Raw genomic sequence first — 16,512 nt, 5'->3', positions numbered from 1 at the left:
ATGTGTGTTTTAGTTAGTATATGATTTAATATTATTTCTATTATTCCATATAGCTTCTCAAAGCTAGTTTTTTTACCCAAAGAACAAAGATTCCGGTTAATATTAAGTTCAGTACGATTGTAAGAACCGAAATAGCCAAAGCAGGCCCACCAAGATTGTAACCAAGAGCTATGAAAATAACCCCTGCTCCTACTTCACCACGGGTAAACATACCAATAGACAAAGCTAATCGCTCACTGAATTTGCGATCCCGATAGAAAAAGACGGGAAATAACTTTCCGATATTCGATAATAAAGAAACAATGAGCACATGAAGAGCAATCACTCCCCACGGCATCATCTCCTGTGAACCGGTAACGGAATATTCTCCAGCTTGAGTCTCTGCAAAATTGACACCTATAAAATGAGGCATACTCATACCTACCAGAAACATAAACAGGAAAGAAATACCAGTAGAAACGTTGCGTTCCATTGGAGTATCTATCTCTTTGTGCTTCATTATCATGCCTAATATAAACGCAGGCAGCAACACTTCAATGTGAATACTTCCTTCTTCGCCATACAGACCTTTACTGATCAGATACAAAGATTGAGTAGCAACAAAGACAAGGGTAGAATAAAATAAAATTGCTTTCCAGTCCTGCCTCCAATTATACTTGCTCAACTGTCTCCAACCAAACAATAGTAACAAAAATACGATCAGAACGACAATAATCAGCTGCCAGCGTAAACCAATCATCATAATCTGAAGGGGAATCATCAAAAGAATGGTATCAAGATCATCGAAAATGGCAAGTACCTGAATCTTCTTGTACATCCAACTTGCTTTGAGCCCAATGGCAGCCAACATAGTAAAAAGAATACCGGCAGAAGTAGGAGCTGCAAAACGACTCAGTAATAAGTTCTCTTTCCACGCTTCCCAACTATTCCAAAACTCTGGAGGAAGCAATACAAATACATAATAAAGGGCAATCAGCAACCAAGGCATAGCAGCCGTAGCCATTGCTATAAAATAATCTTCAGTGTAACTTTTCCAACGGGATTTATCAACTTCAAACTCTCTGCCTACATTAATCATAATAAATCCCAGGCAAATATAAAGCAATATATTAGCAACAGTCTTCACTGCGCCATATCCGCTTCCCGCAAGCACTGGCAAGAACTGAGACAGGAGAAGACCTATTATAAGGAAAACCGAAAAAGACAGAACTTTTCTCATTTTGTATTGTACGTATTTAAGTAATTGCCAGGGAAAGCTCTGTGGACAGATGGCAATTACCTGGTGTATCTAAAACTATTAACAGCGCTATTTGTTCAAGATACACCCTCTTTTAGCTATCACAAAAAAGTTTTAATCAAGCTTTAGCACAGCAAGAAATGCTTTCTGAGGCACTTCTACATTACCAATCTGCTTCATTCGTTTCTTACCTTTTTTCTGTTTTTCAAGCAACTTACGTTTACGGCTGATATCACCACCATAACATTTTGCAGTCACATCCTTACGAACTGCCCTTATCGTTTCACGGGCTATAATTTTAGCACCGATAGCCGCTTGGATAGCAATTTCAAACTGCTGTCTAGGAATCAGTTCCTTCAACTTCTCGCACATACGGCGTCCCATATCATAAGCGTTATCAAAATGAGTCAATGTAGAAAGTGCATCAACAGATTCGCCATTCAGCAGAATATCCAGTTTTACAAGCTTGGACGGTCGGAAACCATCCGGATGATAATCAAAAGAAGCATATCCTTTGGAGATACTTTTCAGTCGATCGTAGAAATCGATCACAATCTCACCCAAAGGCATGTTATAATATATTTCTACACGATTGCCGGAAATATATTCCTGTTTAATCAGCTCACCTCGTTTACCTAAGCAAAGGGTCATAATAGGACCGATATAGTCGGTAGTGGTGATAATAGAGGACTTGATATAAGGCTCTTCAATACGGTCTATCATTGTAGGATCGGGCATACCACCGGGGTTATGTACCTCAGTCATGTTTCCCTGCTTGTCGTAGATATTATAAGAAACGTTTGGCACGGTAGTAATCACATTCATGTCGAACTCACGATCAAGACGTTCCTGCACAATCTCCATATGAAGCAGACCCAGGAATCCGCAACGGAACCCAAAGCCTAAAGCTAATGAAGATTCCGGCTGGAAAGTAAGCGAAGCATCATTCAACTGCAATTTTTCCAAAGAAGCACGCAGATCTTCAAACTCTTCGGCCTCAATAGGATATACACCGGCAAATACCATTGGTTTTACCTCTTCAAACCCATCAATTGCTCTGTCACAAGGACGGGCAATATGTGTGATAGTATCACCTACCTTTACTTCTTTGGAAGTCTTAATACCCGAAATGATATATCCTACATCTCCGGTACGTAATTCCTTACGCGGAACCATATCCATCTTGAGTACTCCGATTTCGTCGGCTGCATATTCTTTTCCGGTATTAAAAAATTTCACCTTATCACCGGAACGAATCACTCCGTTTACTATCTTGAAATAAGCAATAATTCCGCGGAATGAATTAAATACAGAGTCGAAAATCAATGCCTGCAACGGCGCTTCATCATCTCCTTGCGGATGAGGTATACGCTCAATAACAGCAGCGAGTATTTCTTCTACTCCCATCCCCGTCTTTCCGGATGCACGTATGATTTCATCACGCTTACAACCCAGCAACTCAACGATTTCGTCTTCTACTTCTTCGGGCATGGCACTTGCCATATCGCATTTATTAATGACGGGAATAATTTCCAGATCATGTTCAATGGCCATATAAAGATTCGAGATTGTCTGCGCCTGTACTCCTTGCGAAGCATCTACAATGAGCAATGCACCTTCACAAGCAGCAATAGAACGGGAAACTTCATATGAGAAGTCCACGTGTCCCGGAGTATCAATTAAATTCAGAATATACTTTTCGCTTTTATATGTATACTCCATCTGTATGGCATGGCTCTTAATGGTGATACCTCTCTCCTTTTCCAGATCCATATCATCCAGCATCTGGCCTGCGGTCACCTGTATGGTGTTGGTGAATTCCAGCAGACGATCTGCTAACGTTGATTTACCGTGGTCAATATGAGCAATGATGCAAAAATTACGTATATTCTTCATTCTAAAACAACTATCTAATTATAAATAAGAACTTTATGATAAAAGAAGGATACTCTCGTAAAACATTCGTAAAACAAATGACAATATACAATAAATAACAACTCTTTTATTGGGCACAAAGATAATGAAAAATATGAGGTTTTAAAAGCTATTTTTTTAATAACTCCAAAGGGCTAAGTGTACTACTGTAATAAAACAAAAAGACAACTAAAACAAGGCTATCTTCCATGACAATTCTTATATTTCTTACCGCTTCCACATGGACATAAATCATTTCGACTTATTATTTTTGATGCAGTTTTTTCTTGGATATCTTCAGAATTCTTATCTTGCAATATTACTTTATTTTTTTCCATAGAACTTATAAAAGTAGAAACAGAAGTTTTTTTTAACTTTTCATTCGAGTCTTCTATTTAATACTCCATACTGGAAATTAGAAAATCCGTACCAGATTCATATCATTTGCCTTTATTTACAATAAAAATGCGCAAATCATCTACATAAAAAAATGCGCTGATAACATTCAGAAATGTATCAACGCATTTTTTATGGGTAAGTGATTTACTCTCTTAGTTCAATTTAATGAAAAGTTCACCATCAATTTCCTGAGTAGAAACTTTGTCTTCTCTTAGCAACCAACCAAGACCCAAGAACAAGTCTTTGTCTACCAGCTTAGTTACTTTCTTGATTTGCTTAGCGGTCAGACCTTCTGTACCGTCCAGTGCATTCCAGATTTTACCTGCAATTTCACCTGCTTTTTCTTTCAACATTTGCTTTAGAAATTTTAGTTAAACATGATGTAAAAACTGACAACCTCTCAGCTTTCAGGTTTTATTTCAGCTGCAAATATAGTTATATTTATGTTATATAACACTTTATTGGGCGTTTTTTTGCATAATCTGTAATAAAAACGGCTTTTTTATAGCTATTTCGGGTATTTTTCGAGATATTCCACCCAAATTCGGGCAGCTTGTTCTACCATCCTGGTACACGGACGTTTAGCATAATATTGCTTGGTTCTTTCTTCAGGAACTGATGACAAAAGAGCTTTTTTCTTCAAACCTAATAGTTCGCCACAGTTCAGTGAGCCATTCCTTTTCCTGAACTCAGCAGCAAGTTCCTGTACCAAAGCATAGTTAGCGGCTTTCCCTTCCTTATCGGCTCCGTCAGTTGCCCCTGTTTCCAGTCCGGCCAACAGAAACATACCGCAAGCAGCCCCACAAGTCTCTCTCATACGCCCAATACCTCCTCCGAAAGAGGCTGACATACGAAAAGCCTGTTCTTCGGTAAATCCATACATATCAGCAAAAGCAGCCACTACAGACTGAGAGCAATTATAACCGCTTTTGAAAAATTCAACGGCACGCTGTATTCTATCTTCCATTTTTGTTTCTATTATTTATTTGTGCAAAAATATAAAAAAGTATCTTTGCAGACATAACAAAAATGCAGTAATATAATGGCTATAACCTTGGATATACAATTGCCACACTACCCACGTGGTTTTCATCTGATAACCCGCGACATTGTATCACATTTACCAGAACTCCCCGAAAATGGGTTACTTGTAGTGTTTATCAAGCATACTTCGGCAGGAATTACAATCAATGAAAATGCAGATCCGGATGTCCGTAAAGACTTCCAAACCTTCTTTAATAAACTGGTTCCGGATGGAGCACCTTACTTCATTCATACTCTGGAAGGACCAGACGATATGAGTGCACATATCAAAGCGTCATTAATTGGCAGTTCAGTCACAATCCCCATCAAGAACCACAAGTTAAACCTGGGTACCTGGCAGGGGATTTATCTGTGTGAGTTTCGTGACGGAGGAGACAGTCGTAAACTGAGCATTAGTATACTCTAATGTAATCAGTCCTTTACTTCCAACACCATCGGACAATGATCTGAGTGTACCGCTTCATTCAATATACAGGCACTCTTCAGCATCGGGCGTACAGGTTCACTTACCATACAGTAGTCTATACGCCACCCTTTATTCTTTGCACGTGAATTGAAACGATAACTCCACCAAGTGTACTCTTGTTTTTCAGGATACAATGTGCGGAAAGAATCAACAAAACCAGCAGAAAGAAAACGAGTCATCCACTCCCGTTCTTCCGGTAAGAAACCGCTATTCGTAGCATTACGGACAGGATCGTGGATATCTATCGCTTCATGACAAATATTGTAATCTCCGCAAAGAATCAAATTGGGACGGGACTTTTGCAATTCTGTTACATACTTCTGGAAAGCTTCCAGCCACACCATTTTGAATGCCTGTCGTTCATCACCACTTGTCCCAGAAGGATGATATACACTCACAACTGATAAATCACCAAAATCGGCACGAATAAAACGCCCCTCATTATCATATTCTTCAATTCCCATTCCATATTCCACATGATCGGGCTCACGACGGGTAAGGATAGCTACGCCACTGTAACCTTTCTTTTGTGCAGAATATAAATAGCCTTTATACCCCAGTGCCTCAAAAGCTTCACCGGGATATTGTTCTGGTTGCAATTTGGTTTCCTGCAAACAAAGTACATCCGGCTGTTCTTGTGCCAGCCAATCAGGCAAACCTTTTGAAACTGCGGCACGCAGGCCATTCACATTATAAGTTATTATCTTCATAAGATGTTTATATTTACAATCGAGAATCCTGAGTTCACAAGATTTCTACGAGTATTAATTATCAGTCATTAGACGATTTCTTTGTTCTTCTATCTTAGCAGCTTCCCATCCTATTATAGCAGTTTTGCGGGTCAATCCCCAATGGTAACCTCCTAAAGCACCGGTAGAACGAATGACACGATGACAAGGAATTAAGAATGCTACCGGATTGTCTCCTACTGCTGTTCCTACAGCACGGGATGAACTGGGACTATCCAGATAATTAGCAATGTCTCCGTAAGTGGTCAATGTTCCCATTGGTATCTTTAACAATGTCTCCCAAACCTTCAGCTGGAATTCCGTACCACGCAAATGTAGCTTTACCTCATTGAGATTCGTCCAATCCATAGAAAAAACAGCAAGGGCACGTTCCTGAAACTCATCGGGATGTTTCTCAAACGTAGCGAATGGAAAGTGATGCCCCAGTTCTGCCAATGCCTGCTCCCGGTTGTCACAAAAAGTCATATAACATACTCCTTTAGAAGTAGATGCTACTAATATTTCACCAAAAAGAGTTTTGGCAAAACGATAGTTTATGGTTAAGCCTTTGCCACCGACTTTATATTCTCCGGGGGTCATTCCTTCAATATGAATAAAAAGTTCGTGCAAACGCCCCGTACCCGAAAGCCCGATTTCAAAAGCAGCATCAAAAAGACTTCCCTGCCCTTCTTTCAGGATTCTCTTAGCACGATTTACACTGATATATTGCAGGAATTTCTTCGGACTTACTCCTGCCCATTCTGTAAATAGCCGTTGAAAATGATAAATACTCACATTCGCCTCCTCCGCCATATCGAATAACGAAGGCTGCTCCTGGTAGTTGCGGGTAATATACTCAATGGCATCTGCCACGCGAGCAAAATTAATCTCGTCTTGTTTATTACTCATAATTATTAAGTTTTACCGGGTAAAATTAGTACTACCATTCAGCAATGGCAACCTGTTTCTTGCTATCTTATCTTTTCATGAAAACAGCAACATGATATTCAATACAGATACTACTATTGCAATAGCATAAAGCACAAATGTACTCCAACGACTATTCACATAATTGCCCATTACTTTCCGCGAAGAAGTCAACCCGACTTGCAAAAATACAGTAAACGGCAATTGAATACTCAGCACCATCTGTGATATAAGCAATCCTTTGAAAGGATCACCGATGAAAAATATCAGTAGCAAAGCGATACCTAAAGAGAGAATAACACCTACCTGTGAATGACTATCCTTTATATGATATGATTCACCAAAGATCCCCGCAAAAATAGATCCGGCAGCCATTCCACTGGTTATAGTAGAAGAAACTCCCGCCATCAACAAAGCCAAAGCAAACACAATAGCGGCATTACTACCTAACAAAGGTTCTAATAACGATTTTGCCTGTTGCAACTCTTCTACCTGTATTCCACTTTTAAAGAAAGTAGCAGCAGCAAGCAGAATCATCGCACTATTGATGGCCCATCCAACGATCATTGAAAAAAGTGTATCGAATAATTCATATTTAAGAACCTTCCGGATGGAAGCATCATCCTGCTTATTATATTCATGGCTTTGTATCACCTCCGAATGAAGAAACAGATTGTGAGGCATTACTACCGCTCCAAGCACACTCATAATGATAAGCATACTCCCTTTCGGAATGGCAGGCGTCACCCAACCTTGCGCAGCTAACGGCCAGTCTATATCCACAAGAAACAACTCATAAATAAACGAAAGTCCGATAACAGATACAAAAGCAATAATAGAACGTTCTATCTTTTTATAGGAATTGGTAAACAACATAACAGAAACGAAAGCCGTGGTCAATACGGCTCCCCAAATTATAGGGATATCAAGTAGCATCTCCAATGCAATGGCTCCCCCAAGAATCTCAGCCAACGAAGTAGATATAGAAGCTAATACAGCTGTCCCAAGGATAGGACGTGATACCCATTTTGGGGTATATTGAGTAGCAGCCTCTGACAAACAAAGTCCGGTTACAATACCCAAATGCGCTACATTATGCTGAAGTACGATTAACATGATGGTAGACAGCGTTACTACCCATAATAAGGAGTAACCAAACTCAGAACCTGCGGCAAAGTTAGAAGCCCAGTTACCCGGGTCGATAAATCCTACAGTGACAAGCAATCCGGGACCGATATATCTAAACACATCCAATCCCCCTAAATAGCGTTTATGGTCTTTACGCTTTAAATCCTTAAATATATTCCGCATAATAAAGTTCTGTTCTTTTTTCTTTAATGTTTGTACAAAATTACAATTAAATGCTATCAAAAGCAATGCTTAATCTGGTTTTGTTGAATGGTAGTGATCTACCTTAATGATAATAAACAAAACAATCAGACTACTTGTTCAGTTCATTAAAAACGGTTATCTTTGAACGTTATTTAATTAAAAATAAGACATTATATGAAAAAGATCCTCTCAGCAGTTTGCCTTGCTGTACTCACATTAACTTCTTGCCAGCAGGCAAAGCAAAAAGTATTTGAAATAGCTTCCCAGGAAGTAAATAAACAGTGTCCTATGACCATTGACGAAATGACAAGAATGGATAGTACCAACTACACAGGTGGTGATAACACATTTACCTACTATTATACCCTCACGGGTACTGCTGACGATCCAACTATCGCAGAGGCTACTCAAAAACAATTAACAGAAAGTCTTCCGGAAATTATCAAAAATACGGATGATCTTAAAATATACAGAGAAATGGGTGTAACGATGCTGTATGTCTATCTATCAGACAAGACTCATGAGGAGCTGTTCCGTGTTAAGATAACACCGGATATGTACAAATAAAAAAAGAACTTCTATCCAATAAAAACGGAGGCACTTAAAGATAGTGTCTCCGTTTTTTATTGGATGCTATATTAATTTCAATATCCCATTTCGTGTAATGCCTTGCATAACTGATCGGGACAGGAAGTTGGACGACCACTACACCGGATACCCTCCAGTTTAGTAATTACCTCTTCTACTTTCATCCCCTTTACTAGGCGGGAAACTCCCTGTAAGTTACCATTACATCCACCCCAATAGGTCACTTCTTTCAGAATATCATTCTCTACATCGAGTTCAATATTCGTACTACAAGTCCCCTGGGTTCTATAGACATACTTCATTATTCTTCGTCCTCAGACGCCGGTTTCATATTAGTATATACATTCTGAACATCCTCGTCATCTTCAAGGCGCTCTACCATCTTATCAATAGTAGCACGTTGTTCATCATTCAGTTCTTTTTCGTCATTCGGAATACGGGTAAATTCGGCACCCTTTACCTCAAAACCATTATCTTCGAGATATTTCTGAATCTGAGCAAACGATTTAGGATCACCATAAATTGTGATTTCCTCCTCATCCTCATCATATTCATCCTCTACTCCGTAATCAATCAGTTCAAGAATCAGTTCATCCATTTCCAATCCTTCTTTCTTGGCAATAGTGAACATAGATTTCCAACTGAACATAAAATCAAGGCTACCGGAAGTACCCAATGTTCCGCCAAATTTATTGAAAACACTACGCACATTAGCTACTGTACGGGTAGTATTATCAGTTGCAGTTTCTACAAATACAGCAATACCAAATGGACCATATCCTTCATAATTCATTTCTTTATAGTCCTTCTGATCTTTACCCATTGCATTTTTGATAGCGCGTTCCACGTTATCCTTCGGCATATTCTCACGTTTTGCAGTAGCAACAACAGCACGCAAGTGCGGGTTGTTTTCAGGATCCGGTCCACCGGCCTTTACAGCAATAGCAATCTGTTTACCTATTCTCGTAAATGTACGGGCCATATTGCCCCATCTTTTCAGCTTGGTAGCTTTTCTATATTCGAACGCTCTTCCCATTGGTATGTATTTTAATTATAAATTTTTAAATTATTAATTTCCACAAGATTTCTATCTCAGTTTCGCATTTAGCTTCTCTTCCAGATTCTTCACCAACTTAGACATGATTTTGTCAATCATCTTATCGTTAAGCGTCTGTGACTCATCCTGCAACAAGAAACTCACTGCATACGATTTCTTACCGGCTTCCAGATTCTTACCTTCGTACACATCGAAGAGTTCTACCTCTTTCAAAAGTTTCTTCTCTGTTTCATACGCTATCTTTTCAATCTCCGCAAACTGAACATTCTTATCAAGCAACAACGCAAGGTCACGTTTCACAGCCGGGAATTTGGATATTTCTTTGTAACTGATCTTCACCGAACGAATAGCTTTCATCAGTTCTTTCCAGTCAAAATCAGCATAATACACTTCATTATCAATATCAAATACTTTCAGTAGCTTCTTCGTTACTACACCAAATGTAGCCAAACGTTTGCCCCCCTTTGTATTAACAGAAAGAGCAGCTGCAAATATATCATCAGTCAGATTACCTACTACAAGATTACGTAAATCAAGCCCCAGACGTTTCAATATATTCTCTACATAAGCCTTTAACTCATATACCGAACTGTTTTCATCTGCATGCGCCCATGAGTTTGAAACTCTTTTGCCTGTCACCCATAACCCAAGGTGATAATCTTCCGAATAGGCAGCCAGTGTCTTTTCCGGATTCTTCTTATCGGCATCAAAATAATAACAATTACCAAATTCAAAGAATTTCAAATCGGCATTCTTACGATTGGCATTATGAGCAATACTCTCAAGACCACCGAATAACAATGTCTGACGCATACTGTTCAAATCAGCACTCAACGGATTCATCAACATTACCAGATGATTAGAAGGATAAGACTCCAATCCATCATAGTAAGCAGCACGAGTCAAAGAGTTATTCAATATTTCATTAAACCCGCAACCAACCAATTGTTCAGCGACTAAATTTTGTAATTTGTTTGATTTATCCGCATCACCTTTAGTTGTCAGGCTGGACTTCAATGTAGAAGGAATTTCCACATTATTATATCCATAGATACGAAGAATGTCTTCAATCACATCACAATCGCGCTGCACATCGACACGATAAGGAGGAACAGCCAATGTCAAACCTTCAGCTGTTTCATTTGTAATCTTCATCTCCAGACTGGATACAATACTTTTAATTGTTTCCACCGGAATTACTTTACCTACCAACGAATGTATTTTCTCATATGCCAACTCGACTACAAAATCCTGTGCAGGTGCAACGCAAATATCTTTAATCTCACTGGAGATTGTACCTCCCGCCAGTTCTTTCACCAGCAGAGCAGCCAGTTTCAGACAGTAAATAGTAATATTAGGATCGATACCTCTTTCAAAACGAAATGAAGCATCTGTGTTTAAACCATGACGACGGGCTGTCTTACGCACCCATGTAGGATGAAAATAAGCACTTTCGATAAATACATCTGTTGTAGTTTCTGTAGAACCGGAATCCAATCCACCGAATACACCGGCAATACACATAGCTTCTTCCTTATTGCAGATCATCAGGTCACGTTCGTTCAACTTACGTTCCACACCATCCAATGTCACAAAAGGAGTACCTTCAGGCATCGTTTTCACAATTACTTCCCCACCCTTGATTTTATCTGCATCAAAGCAGTGCAACGGTTGTCCGAAAGCATGAACAATATAATTGGTGATATCTACTACATTATTAATAGGCCGCACACCAATGAGATGGAGTTTATTCTGCAACCATTCCGGGCTTTCTTTCACTGTCACCCCCTTTACAGTAACACCGGCATAGCGAGGACATGCTTCACTATTCTCCACTGTTACCTTAATATCAAGATCATGATTTTCTACGGCAAAAGCCTCTACTGACGGGCGCTGTAATGTAGCCTGTTTACCGTTCTGAATAAGATAAGCATACAGATCACGAGCCACACCGTAATGAGAACAAGCATCTGCACGATTTGGAGTGATATCTACTTCAAGTACGTAATCACTCTTTACATTATAGTAATCTTTGGCCAATGTACCCGGAACAGCATCTTCCGGCAACACAATGATACCGTCGTGAGAAGTTCCGATACCAATTTCATCTTCTGCACAAATCATCCCGATAGATTCCACACCACGGATTTTTGATTTCTTTATAGTAAAGCATTCATCACCGTCATAAAGTTTCGTACCTAATGTGGCAACTACTACTTTCTGTCCGGCAGCTACATTAGGAGCTCCGCACACAATCTGAGTAGGTTCTCCATTTCCCAGATTTACTGTGGTGATGTGTAAGTGGTCTGAATTAGGATGCTCCACACATGTCAGCACTTCGCCAATCACGAGTCCTTCCAAACCTCCTTTAATGGTTTGAACTTCTTCCACGCTTCCTGTTTCCAGTCCGATGGAAGTAAGCGCAGCAGCTACTTCATCAGGTGTAAGATCGAAGTTAACATACTCTTTCAGCCAGTTATAAGAGATATTCATATCATTAAGTTTTTATTGTTTCCAAAAAGATTCGCAAAGTTAATAAGTTTTTTTGGTTGGCAGGGAATTAATATGTAGAAAATTAACTTTCACCACTTTCCTTTACTATATTCTCCCGGCGAACAACCTACATATTTCTTAAAACTGGTTGTGAAATAAGAAGGACTACTGAACCCCACCATTACACTAATTTCTGCAACAGTATAACGCCCTTCTTTCAACAAAGTACATGCCCGGTTAAAACGTATTTTGCGTACAAAATCAGTGGTAGACTCTCCTGTGATAGCCTTCATTTTCAAGTGCAATGCAGTACGCCCCATTCCCATCTCAGAAGTAAAATCTTCTGTTAAGAATTCCGGATTACTCATATTGGCTTCAACAATATTCACTGCCTTCTTCAGGAAAGCCTCATCCAATGCATTAAATGTCATTTTATGCGGATCTACTTCCAATGACTTTGCATAATGATCAAGAATCCGATAACGGGCACGTATAAAGTTCTGTATCTTCAATATAAGTATGTTCATCACAAAGGGCTTGGGGATATAATCGTCTGCTCCTGTCCGTAAACCTTCTAATTGATGCTCAATTTCTGTTTTTGCAGTTAACATCAACACAAAAATATGACAGGTACGAATATTCCTTTTTATCAGTTTTGTTAACTTCACCCCGTCCATTACAGGCATCATTACATCTGTAACGACTACATCTACCTCTTGTTCATTCAAAAGCTTCCATGCTTCCTCTCCGTTAGCAGCTTCACAAACCTCAAATAAGTCTCTTAGTTCTTCTGCCAAATATCGTCTGATATCTTCATTATCTTCAACAATAAGTACTCTTTCTTTCTGCTTAATGGTATTTTCCGTATCAGTATCTGTTTCTTTCTCATTTCTCTCTTTCGTTTCATACTGATCCCCATCCGGCAATACATCCACTCTTTCTGCCATTGTTTGTTCTGCTTCATCCGATATCCACTCGTCTTCTCTGTATGCAACTATATTTTGTGGAATATATACCGAGAACACAGAACCTTTCCCCACCTCACTCTCCAAAGTGATTGTTCCATGATGAAGTTCGATCAATTTTTTAACCAGGGATAATCCGATTCCACTTCCGTTACCACCCTCGTGAACTTGATAAAAACGCTCAAAAATCTTCTTCTGATTCTCCTGAGTAATCCCTATCCCGGTATCAACAACCTGCAATAGCAAACAATCATTCTGTTCACGTACCTTTATCGTAATACTTCCACCATCACCTGTATATTTAAAAGCATTAGAAAGCAGGTTGTTTGTTATCAGTTCCAGATATCTGGCATCAAAGATCCACTCATCATCATTTATCTCAATATATAGATTATAATCTATTTTCCGACTACGTGCCAACCGTTCAAAAGACATAAACGTATCACTTATCAACCGACAGACATTCCCTTTTTGTACTTTAAGGTGGAAAACTCCCAATTCAGCCTGACGATAATTCATTAACTGGTTCACCAGACGTAGCATTTTTTGTCCACTTTTCTGGGCATATTTCAATTGTGTACGAGTCCACTGATCGTCAATTCGGGCAAGTACTTCATGCAAAGGTGCAAGAATAAGAGTCAGTGGCGTACGTAGTTCATGAGACATATTAATAAAAAAGTGTATCTTCATCTGATTCAACTCTTCTTGCCTTTCCTTATCTTTTCTTTCCTGTTCTATCTGTGCCTGCATTATTTTGCGTTGCCAAAAGTAACGAAAGACAAAAGCCACTACTGTCAAAGCAAGAATAATAAACAGCAAAATGGCCCACCAGGTTTTATACCACACAGGCAACACTACAATCTCCAGCCGGGTGGGCTGTTCATTCCACCTCCCATCATTATTGGCAGCCTTTACAAGAAAATGATAAGTCCCGTCGGGAAGATTTGTATAAGACACTGTTCTTCTGTCTGAAGATATGTACCACTGCTTATCATATCCTTTCAACTGATAAGCAAACGTATTATGTTCTCCCGAAATGTAGTTAGAGACTACAAAATCTATAGAGAATGAAGATTGTGAGGATGTAAGTGTTATCTTGTCCGTCTCACTTATATTTTTCTGTAAAATACCCGTCTCATCATCCGGACGAATAGAACTTCCAAATAACTGAAAATCTGTAATCATCACCGATGGTGTATAAGGATTATCCATCAGTTTTTCCGGAATAAATGTCGTTATTCCCTTAATACCTCCAAAATACATTTGTCCATCCGATGCATGACAACAAGATAGCATATTGAATTGATTATTCTGCAAGCCGTCTACTCCCGTATAGTTCCTGAAGATTTCCGTTTCAGTATCCAAACAACTCAATCCTCTGTTAGAGCTTATCCATAACCGACCGAAAGTATCTTCCATAACTCCACAGATCACATCATTAAACAGTCCGTTCCGCTTCGTATAACAATTCACCTGCCCGGTATTATCATTATATTTATACAACCCTTCCCTGCTTCCAATCCAGAATATCCCATCATGTACTTCATATACACAAGTAATATAACTGTCATTCAATGGCGAATCTTTTGGTATAACGTATTGCAACTGTAATTCTTCTCCTATTTGACGATAGACCTGCAATCCATTTTCCCCTCCCAGCCATATTCTTTGTTTCGAATCTCTGAACAAAACCCTGATCCGTCTACTCTGGAAAGGAGTACCATCTTTCTGCCTTGAAACAGCTACAGACTTTCTCTCTTTAATCCGAAATCTGGCCAAAGTATTTAGTGTTCCGATCCATAAAGCATCTTCTCCATCAGGAATAATGGCATACACATTCTCGTCTGAAAGTCCACTGTTGTAATATTCCATCTTACCCGATCTCTGATGAAGAACAGCTAATCCGCCTGCATGTGCTCCAATAAAAACCAGATCATTCTTTTCATCAATATAAATAGCCTTGATATTATTGGCACTGACCTTCTGATTGTTTTTTTCTACTTTCAGGGAATAAGAAGTGAACTTTTGGGTTGTTGTATTATAGAAATTCAGTCCGCCACCGTCGGTACCAATCCATAAATTCGATTCAGCATCTTCCACGATACAATTGACAACATCACTACTCAATGAATTCTGAAACGGAACATGCTTGATATTGCGAAAACGATTTTTCAGAGGATGATAATAGTTCACTCCTCCCCAGAAAGTCCCCAGCCACATCCCCCCTTGTATATCCCTAAAAATACAGCGAACTGAGCTTTGAGAAATACTTTCGGGTTGTACAGGATTATTTTTATAAGAAGTAAACGAGTCATTCTCTTCATCATAGATAGATAACGCATCAAACGTTCCTACCCACAAGCGATTCTGCTCATCGGACCTTAACGCGCGAACATAATTCGATGCTAAACTCCGTTCATTATAGGGTATATGCCGGTAATTTTTCATCTCTCCTGTAAGAGGGTTTATCTTATACAATCCTTCTCCTTCAGTCCCTACCCACAAACAATCGGCAGCACTTTTCCAAACAGTATTAACCAGTCTTTTATTAAATGGACCACATATTAAACTTAGTTTAGATTCTGTCGGAGAATACGTAAACAAACCTTCCCGGGCACCTACATATATAATCCCATCTTGTTTCATCAACATCGAAAGTAACATGGGACCTTCAATATGGGACAATGACACCTCTTTAAAAGAAGTTTCTTTTATATCAAACAAAAACAAAGCTCTTTTCGTAATCAAAAGTAAATGGTCCGGATCTGCTTCCACAATTTTCATAAACTCTTGCCTCTGTCCCTCCTTTAAATATTCAAAATTTATGAAATAATCTTTCTCTTCGTTGTAATACGACAAACCGTTTCTTGTGGTAACCCAGATTCTTCCTTTACTGTCAATCAGAATAGAGTGAGCAATGTTATTTGCTATAGAAGTACTATCTGTTACATCATGTTGAAACACGGTACAAGTATATCCATTATATCTATTCACTCCATCATTAGTGACAAACCACATATTTCCTTTTGTATCCTGAGTTATATCAAAAACAGTGTTTTGGGAAAGACCCTTTTCTGATCCGATATGTGTAAATACGACCTCATTCATATCTACTGCCGAATGGAGAGAAGCCGAGAAAAGAAGAAGAAAGATTAATAGCAAACTGTTTTTTCTTATCATAGTATTATTACCAGTGAATAGTGTGACACAAATATATAGATTTACAACGGAAATAAGAAATATATCTTGCTCTGAATGGCTTTAATTTAAGTTCAATAACATTCTTCTGAAGTATCCAATGAACGCATCATTTGTTAATATCTTTAACCGTTTTTTTAACGCTTTGGCTTTACTTTACAAGG

The 16,512-nt window shown here is 39.0% G+C and carries 13 protein-coding genes and 1 pseudogene; 2 read left to right on the top strand and 12 right to left on the bottom strand.

Going from position 1 to position 16,512, the window contains the following annotated elements; all coding sequences use genetic code 11:
- Window positions 1-40: 40 nt before the first annotated feature.
- The 5 genes and pseudogenes from K8P02_RS06445 to K8P02_RS06425 all read right to left on the bottom strand — a co-directional run bounded on the left by K8P02_RS06445 (window position 41) and on the right by K8P02_RS06425 (window position 4,517).
- The gene (locus K8P02_RS06445; RefSeq protein WP_195349632.1) at window positions 41-1,219 is read right to left on the bottom strand and encodes a cation:proton antiporter; all 1,179 of its coding nucleotides are present in this window, start codon (window positions 1,217-1,219) and stop codon (window positions 41-43) included.
- A 132-nt stretch (window positions 1,220-1,351) separates the two neighbouring features.
- Complete coding sequence (gene lepA, locus K8P02_RS06440) at window positions 1,352-3,133, bottom strand: translation elongation factor 4 (protein ID WP_025867170.1); 1,782 nt, start codon at window positions 3,131-3,133, stop codon at window positions 1,352-1,354.
- Window positions 3,134-3,351: 218 nt separating this feature from the next.
- A pseudogene (locus tag K8P02_RS21895) lies at window positions 3,352-3,429 on the bottom strand (SEC-C metal-binding domain-containing protein); the annotation flags it as partial.
- A gap of 273 nt (window positions 3,430-3,702) precedes the next feature.
- The gene (locus K8P02_RS06430; protein ID WP_002559838.1) at window positions 3,703-3,903 is read right to left on the bottom strand and encodes a winged helix-turn-helix domain-containing protein; all 201 of its coding nucleotides are present in this window, start codon (window positions 3,901-3,903) and stop codon (window positions 3,703-3,705) included.
- Window positions 3,904-4,058: 155 nt separating this feature from the next.
- Window positions 4,059-4,517 carry a C-GCAxxG-C-C family protein gene (locus K8P02_RS06425; RefSeq protein ID WP_025867169.1) on the bottom strand — a complete coding sequence of 153 codons (459 nt, stop codon included), beginning with the start codon at window positions 4,515-4,517 and terminating at the stop codon, window positions 4,059-4,061.
- Window positions 4,518-4,592: 75 nt separating this feature from the next.
- On the opposite strand from K8P02_RS06425, the gene K8P02_RS06420 reads away from it, so the two are divergent.
- Window positions 4,593-5,000, top strand: a complete 408-nt coding sequence (locus K8P02_RS06420) for a secondary thiamine-phosphate synthase enzyme YjbQ (RefSeq protein ID WP_002559836.1) — start codon at window positions 4,593-4,595, stop codon at window positions 4,998-5,000.
- Between the two features lie 5 nt (window positions 5,001-5,005).
- Here K8P02_RS06420 and K8P02_RS06415 read toward each other — a convergent pair whose 3' ends face one another.
- From K8P02_RS06415 to K8P02_RS06405, 3 genes are all read right to left on the bottom strand, one after another.
- Window positions 5,006-5,770 carry an exodeoxyribonuclease III gene (locus K8P02_RS06415; protein WP_002559835.1) on the bottom strand — a complete coding sequence of 255 codons (765 nt, stop codon included), beginning with the start codon at window positions 5,768-5,770 and terminating at the stop codon, window positions 5,006-5,008.
- Between the two features lie 54 nt (window positions 5,771-5,824).
- Window positions 5,825-6,697, bottom strand: a complete 873-nt coding sequence (locus K8P02_RS06410; RefSeq protein WP_002559834.1) for a methylated-DNA--[protein]-cysteine S-methyltransferase — start codon at window positions 6,695-6,697, stop codon at window positions 5,825-5,827.
- Between the two features lie 75 nt (window positions 6,698-6,772).
- The gene (locus K8P02_RS06405) at window positions 6,773-8,026 is read right to left on the bottom strand and encodes an Nramp family divalent metal transporter (RefSeq protein ID WP_002559833.1); all 1,254 of its coding nucleotides are present in this window, start codon (window positions 8,024-8,026) and stop codon (window positions 6,773-6,775) included.
- A 195-nt stretch (window positions 8,027-8,221) separates the two neighbouring features.
- Here K8P02_RS06405 and K8P02_RS06400 point away from each other — a divergent pair, with 195 nt between their 5' ends.
- Window positions 8,222-8,614 carry a hypothetical protein gene (locus tag K8P02_RS06400; RefSeq protein ID WP_025867167.1) on the top strand — a complete coding sequence of 131 codons (393 nt, stop codon included), beginning with the start codon at window positions 8,222-8,224 and terminating at the stop codon, window positions 8,612-8,614.
- Between the two features lie 77 nt (window positions 8,615-8,691).
- On the opposite strand, the gene K8P02_RS06395 is transcribed toward K8P02_RS06400, so the two are convergent.
- The 4 genes from K8P02_RS06395 to K8P02_RS06380 form a co-directional block, all read right to left on the bottom strand.
- Window positions 8,692-8,937 carry a TIGR03905 family TSCPD domain-containing protein gene (locus tag K8P02_RS06395; RefSeq protein WP_002559831.1) on the bottom strand — a complete coding sequence of 82 codons (246 nt, stop codon included), beginning with the start codon at window positions 8,935-8,937 and terminating at the stop codon, window positions 8,692-8,694.
- Complete coding sequence (locus K8P02_RS06390; RefSeq protein ID WP_002559830.1) at window positions 8,937-9,671, bottom strand: YebC/PmpR family DNA-binding transcriptional regulator; 735 nt, start codon at window positions 9,669-9,671, stop codon at window positions 8,937-8,939. The genes K8P02_RS06395 and K8P02_RS06390 overlap by 1 nt, the downstream gene beginning before the upstream one ends.
- Before the next feature lie 51 nt (window positions 9,672-9,722).
- Window positions 9,723-12,185 carry a phenylalanine--tRNA ligase subunit beta gene (gene pheT, locus K8P02_RS06385; protein ID WP_025867166.1) on the bottom strand — a complete coding sequence of 821 codons (2,463 nt, stop codon included), beginning with the start codon at window positions 12,183-12,185 and terminating at the stop codon, window positions 9,723-9,725.
- An 89-nt stretch (window positions 12,186-12,274) separates the two neighbouring features.
- Window positions 12,275-16,330, bottom strand: coding sequence for a hybrid sensor histidine kinase/response regulator transcription factor (locus tag K8P02_RS06380; RefSeq protein ID WP_195349626.1), 4,056 nt, complete (start codon window positions 16,328-16,330; stop codon window positions 12,275-12,277).
- Between the last annotated feature and the right edge of the window lie 182 nt (window positions 16,331-16,512).

It is taken from the genome of Bacteroides nordii, assembly GCF_019930665.1.
GTDB classification, from domain to species: Bacteria; Bacteroidota; Bacteroidia; order Bacteroidales; family Bacteroidaceae; genus Bacteroides; species Bacteroides nordii.
The sequence above is the reverse complement of the archived record's forward strand: the minus strand, read 5'-3'. Positions and strand labels throughout refer to the sequence as shown.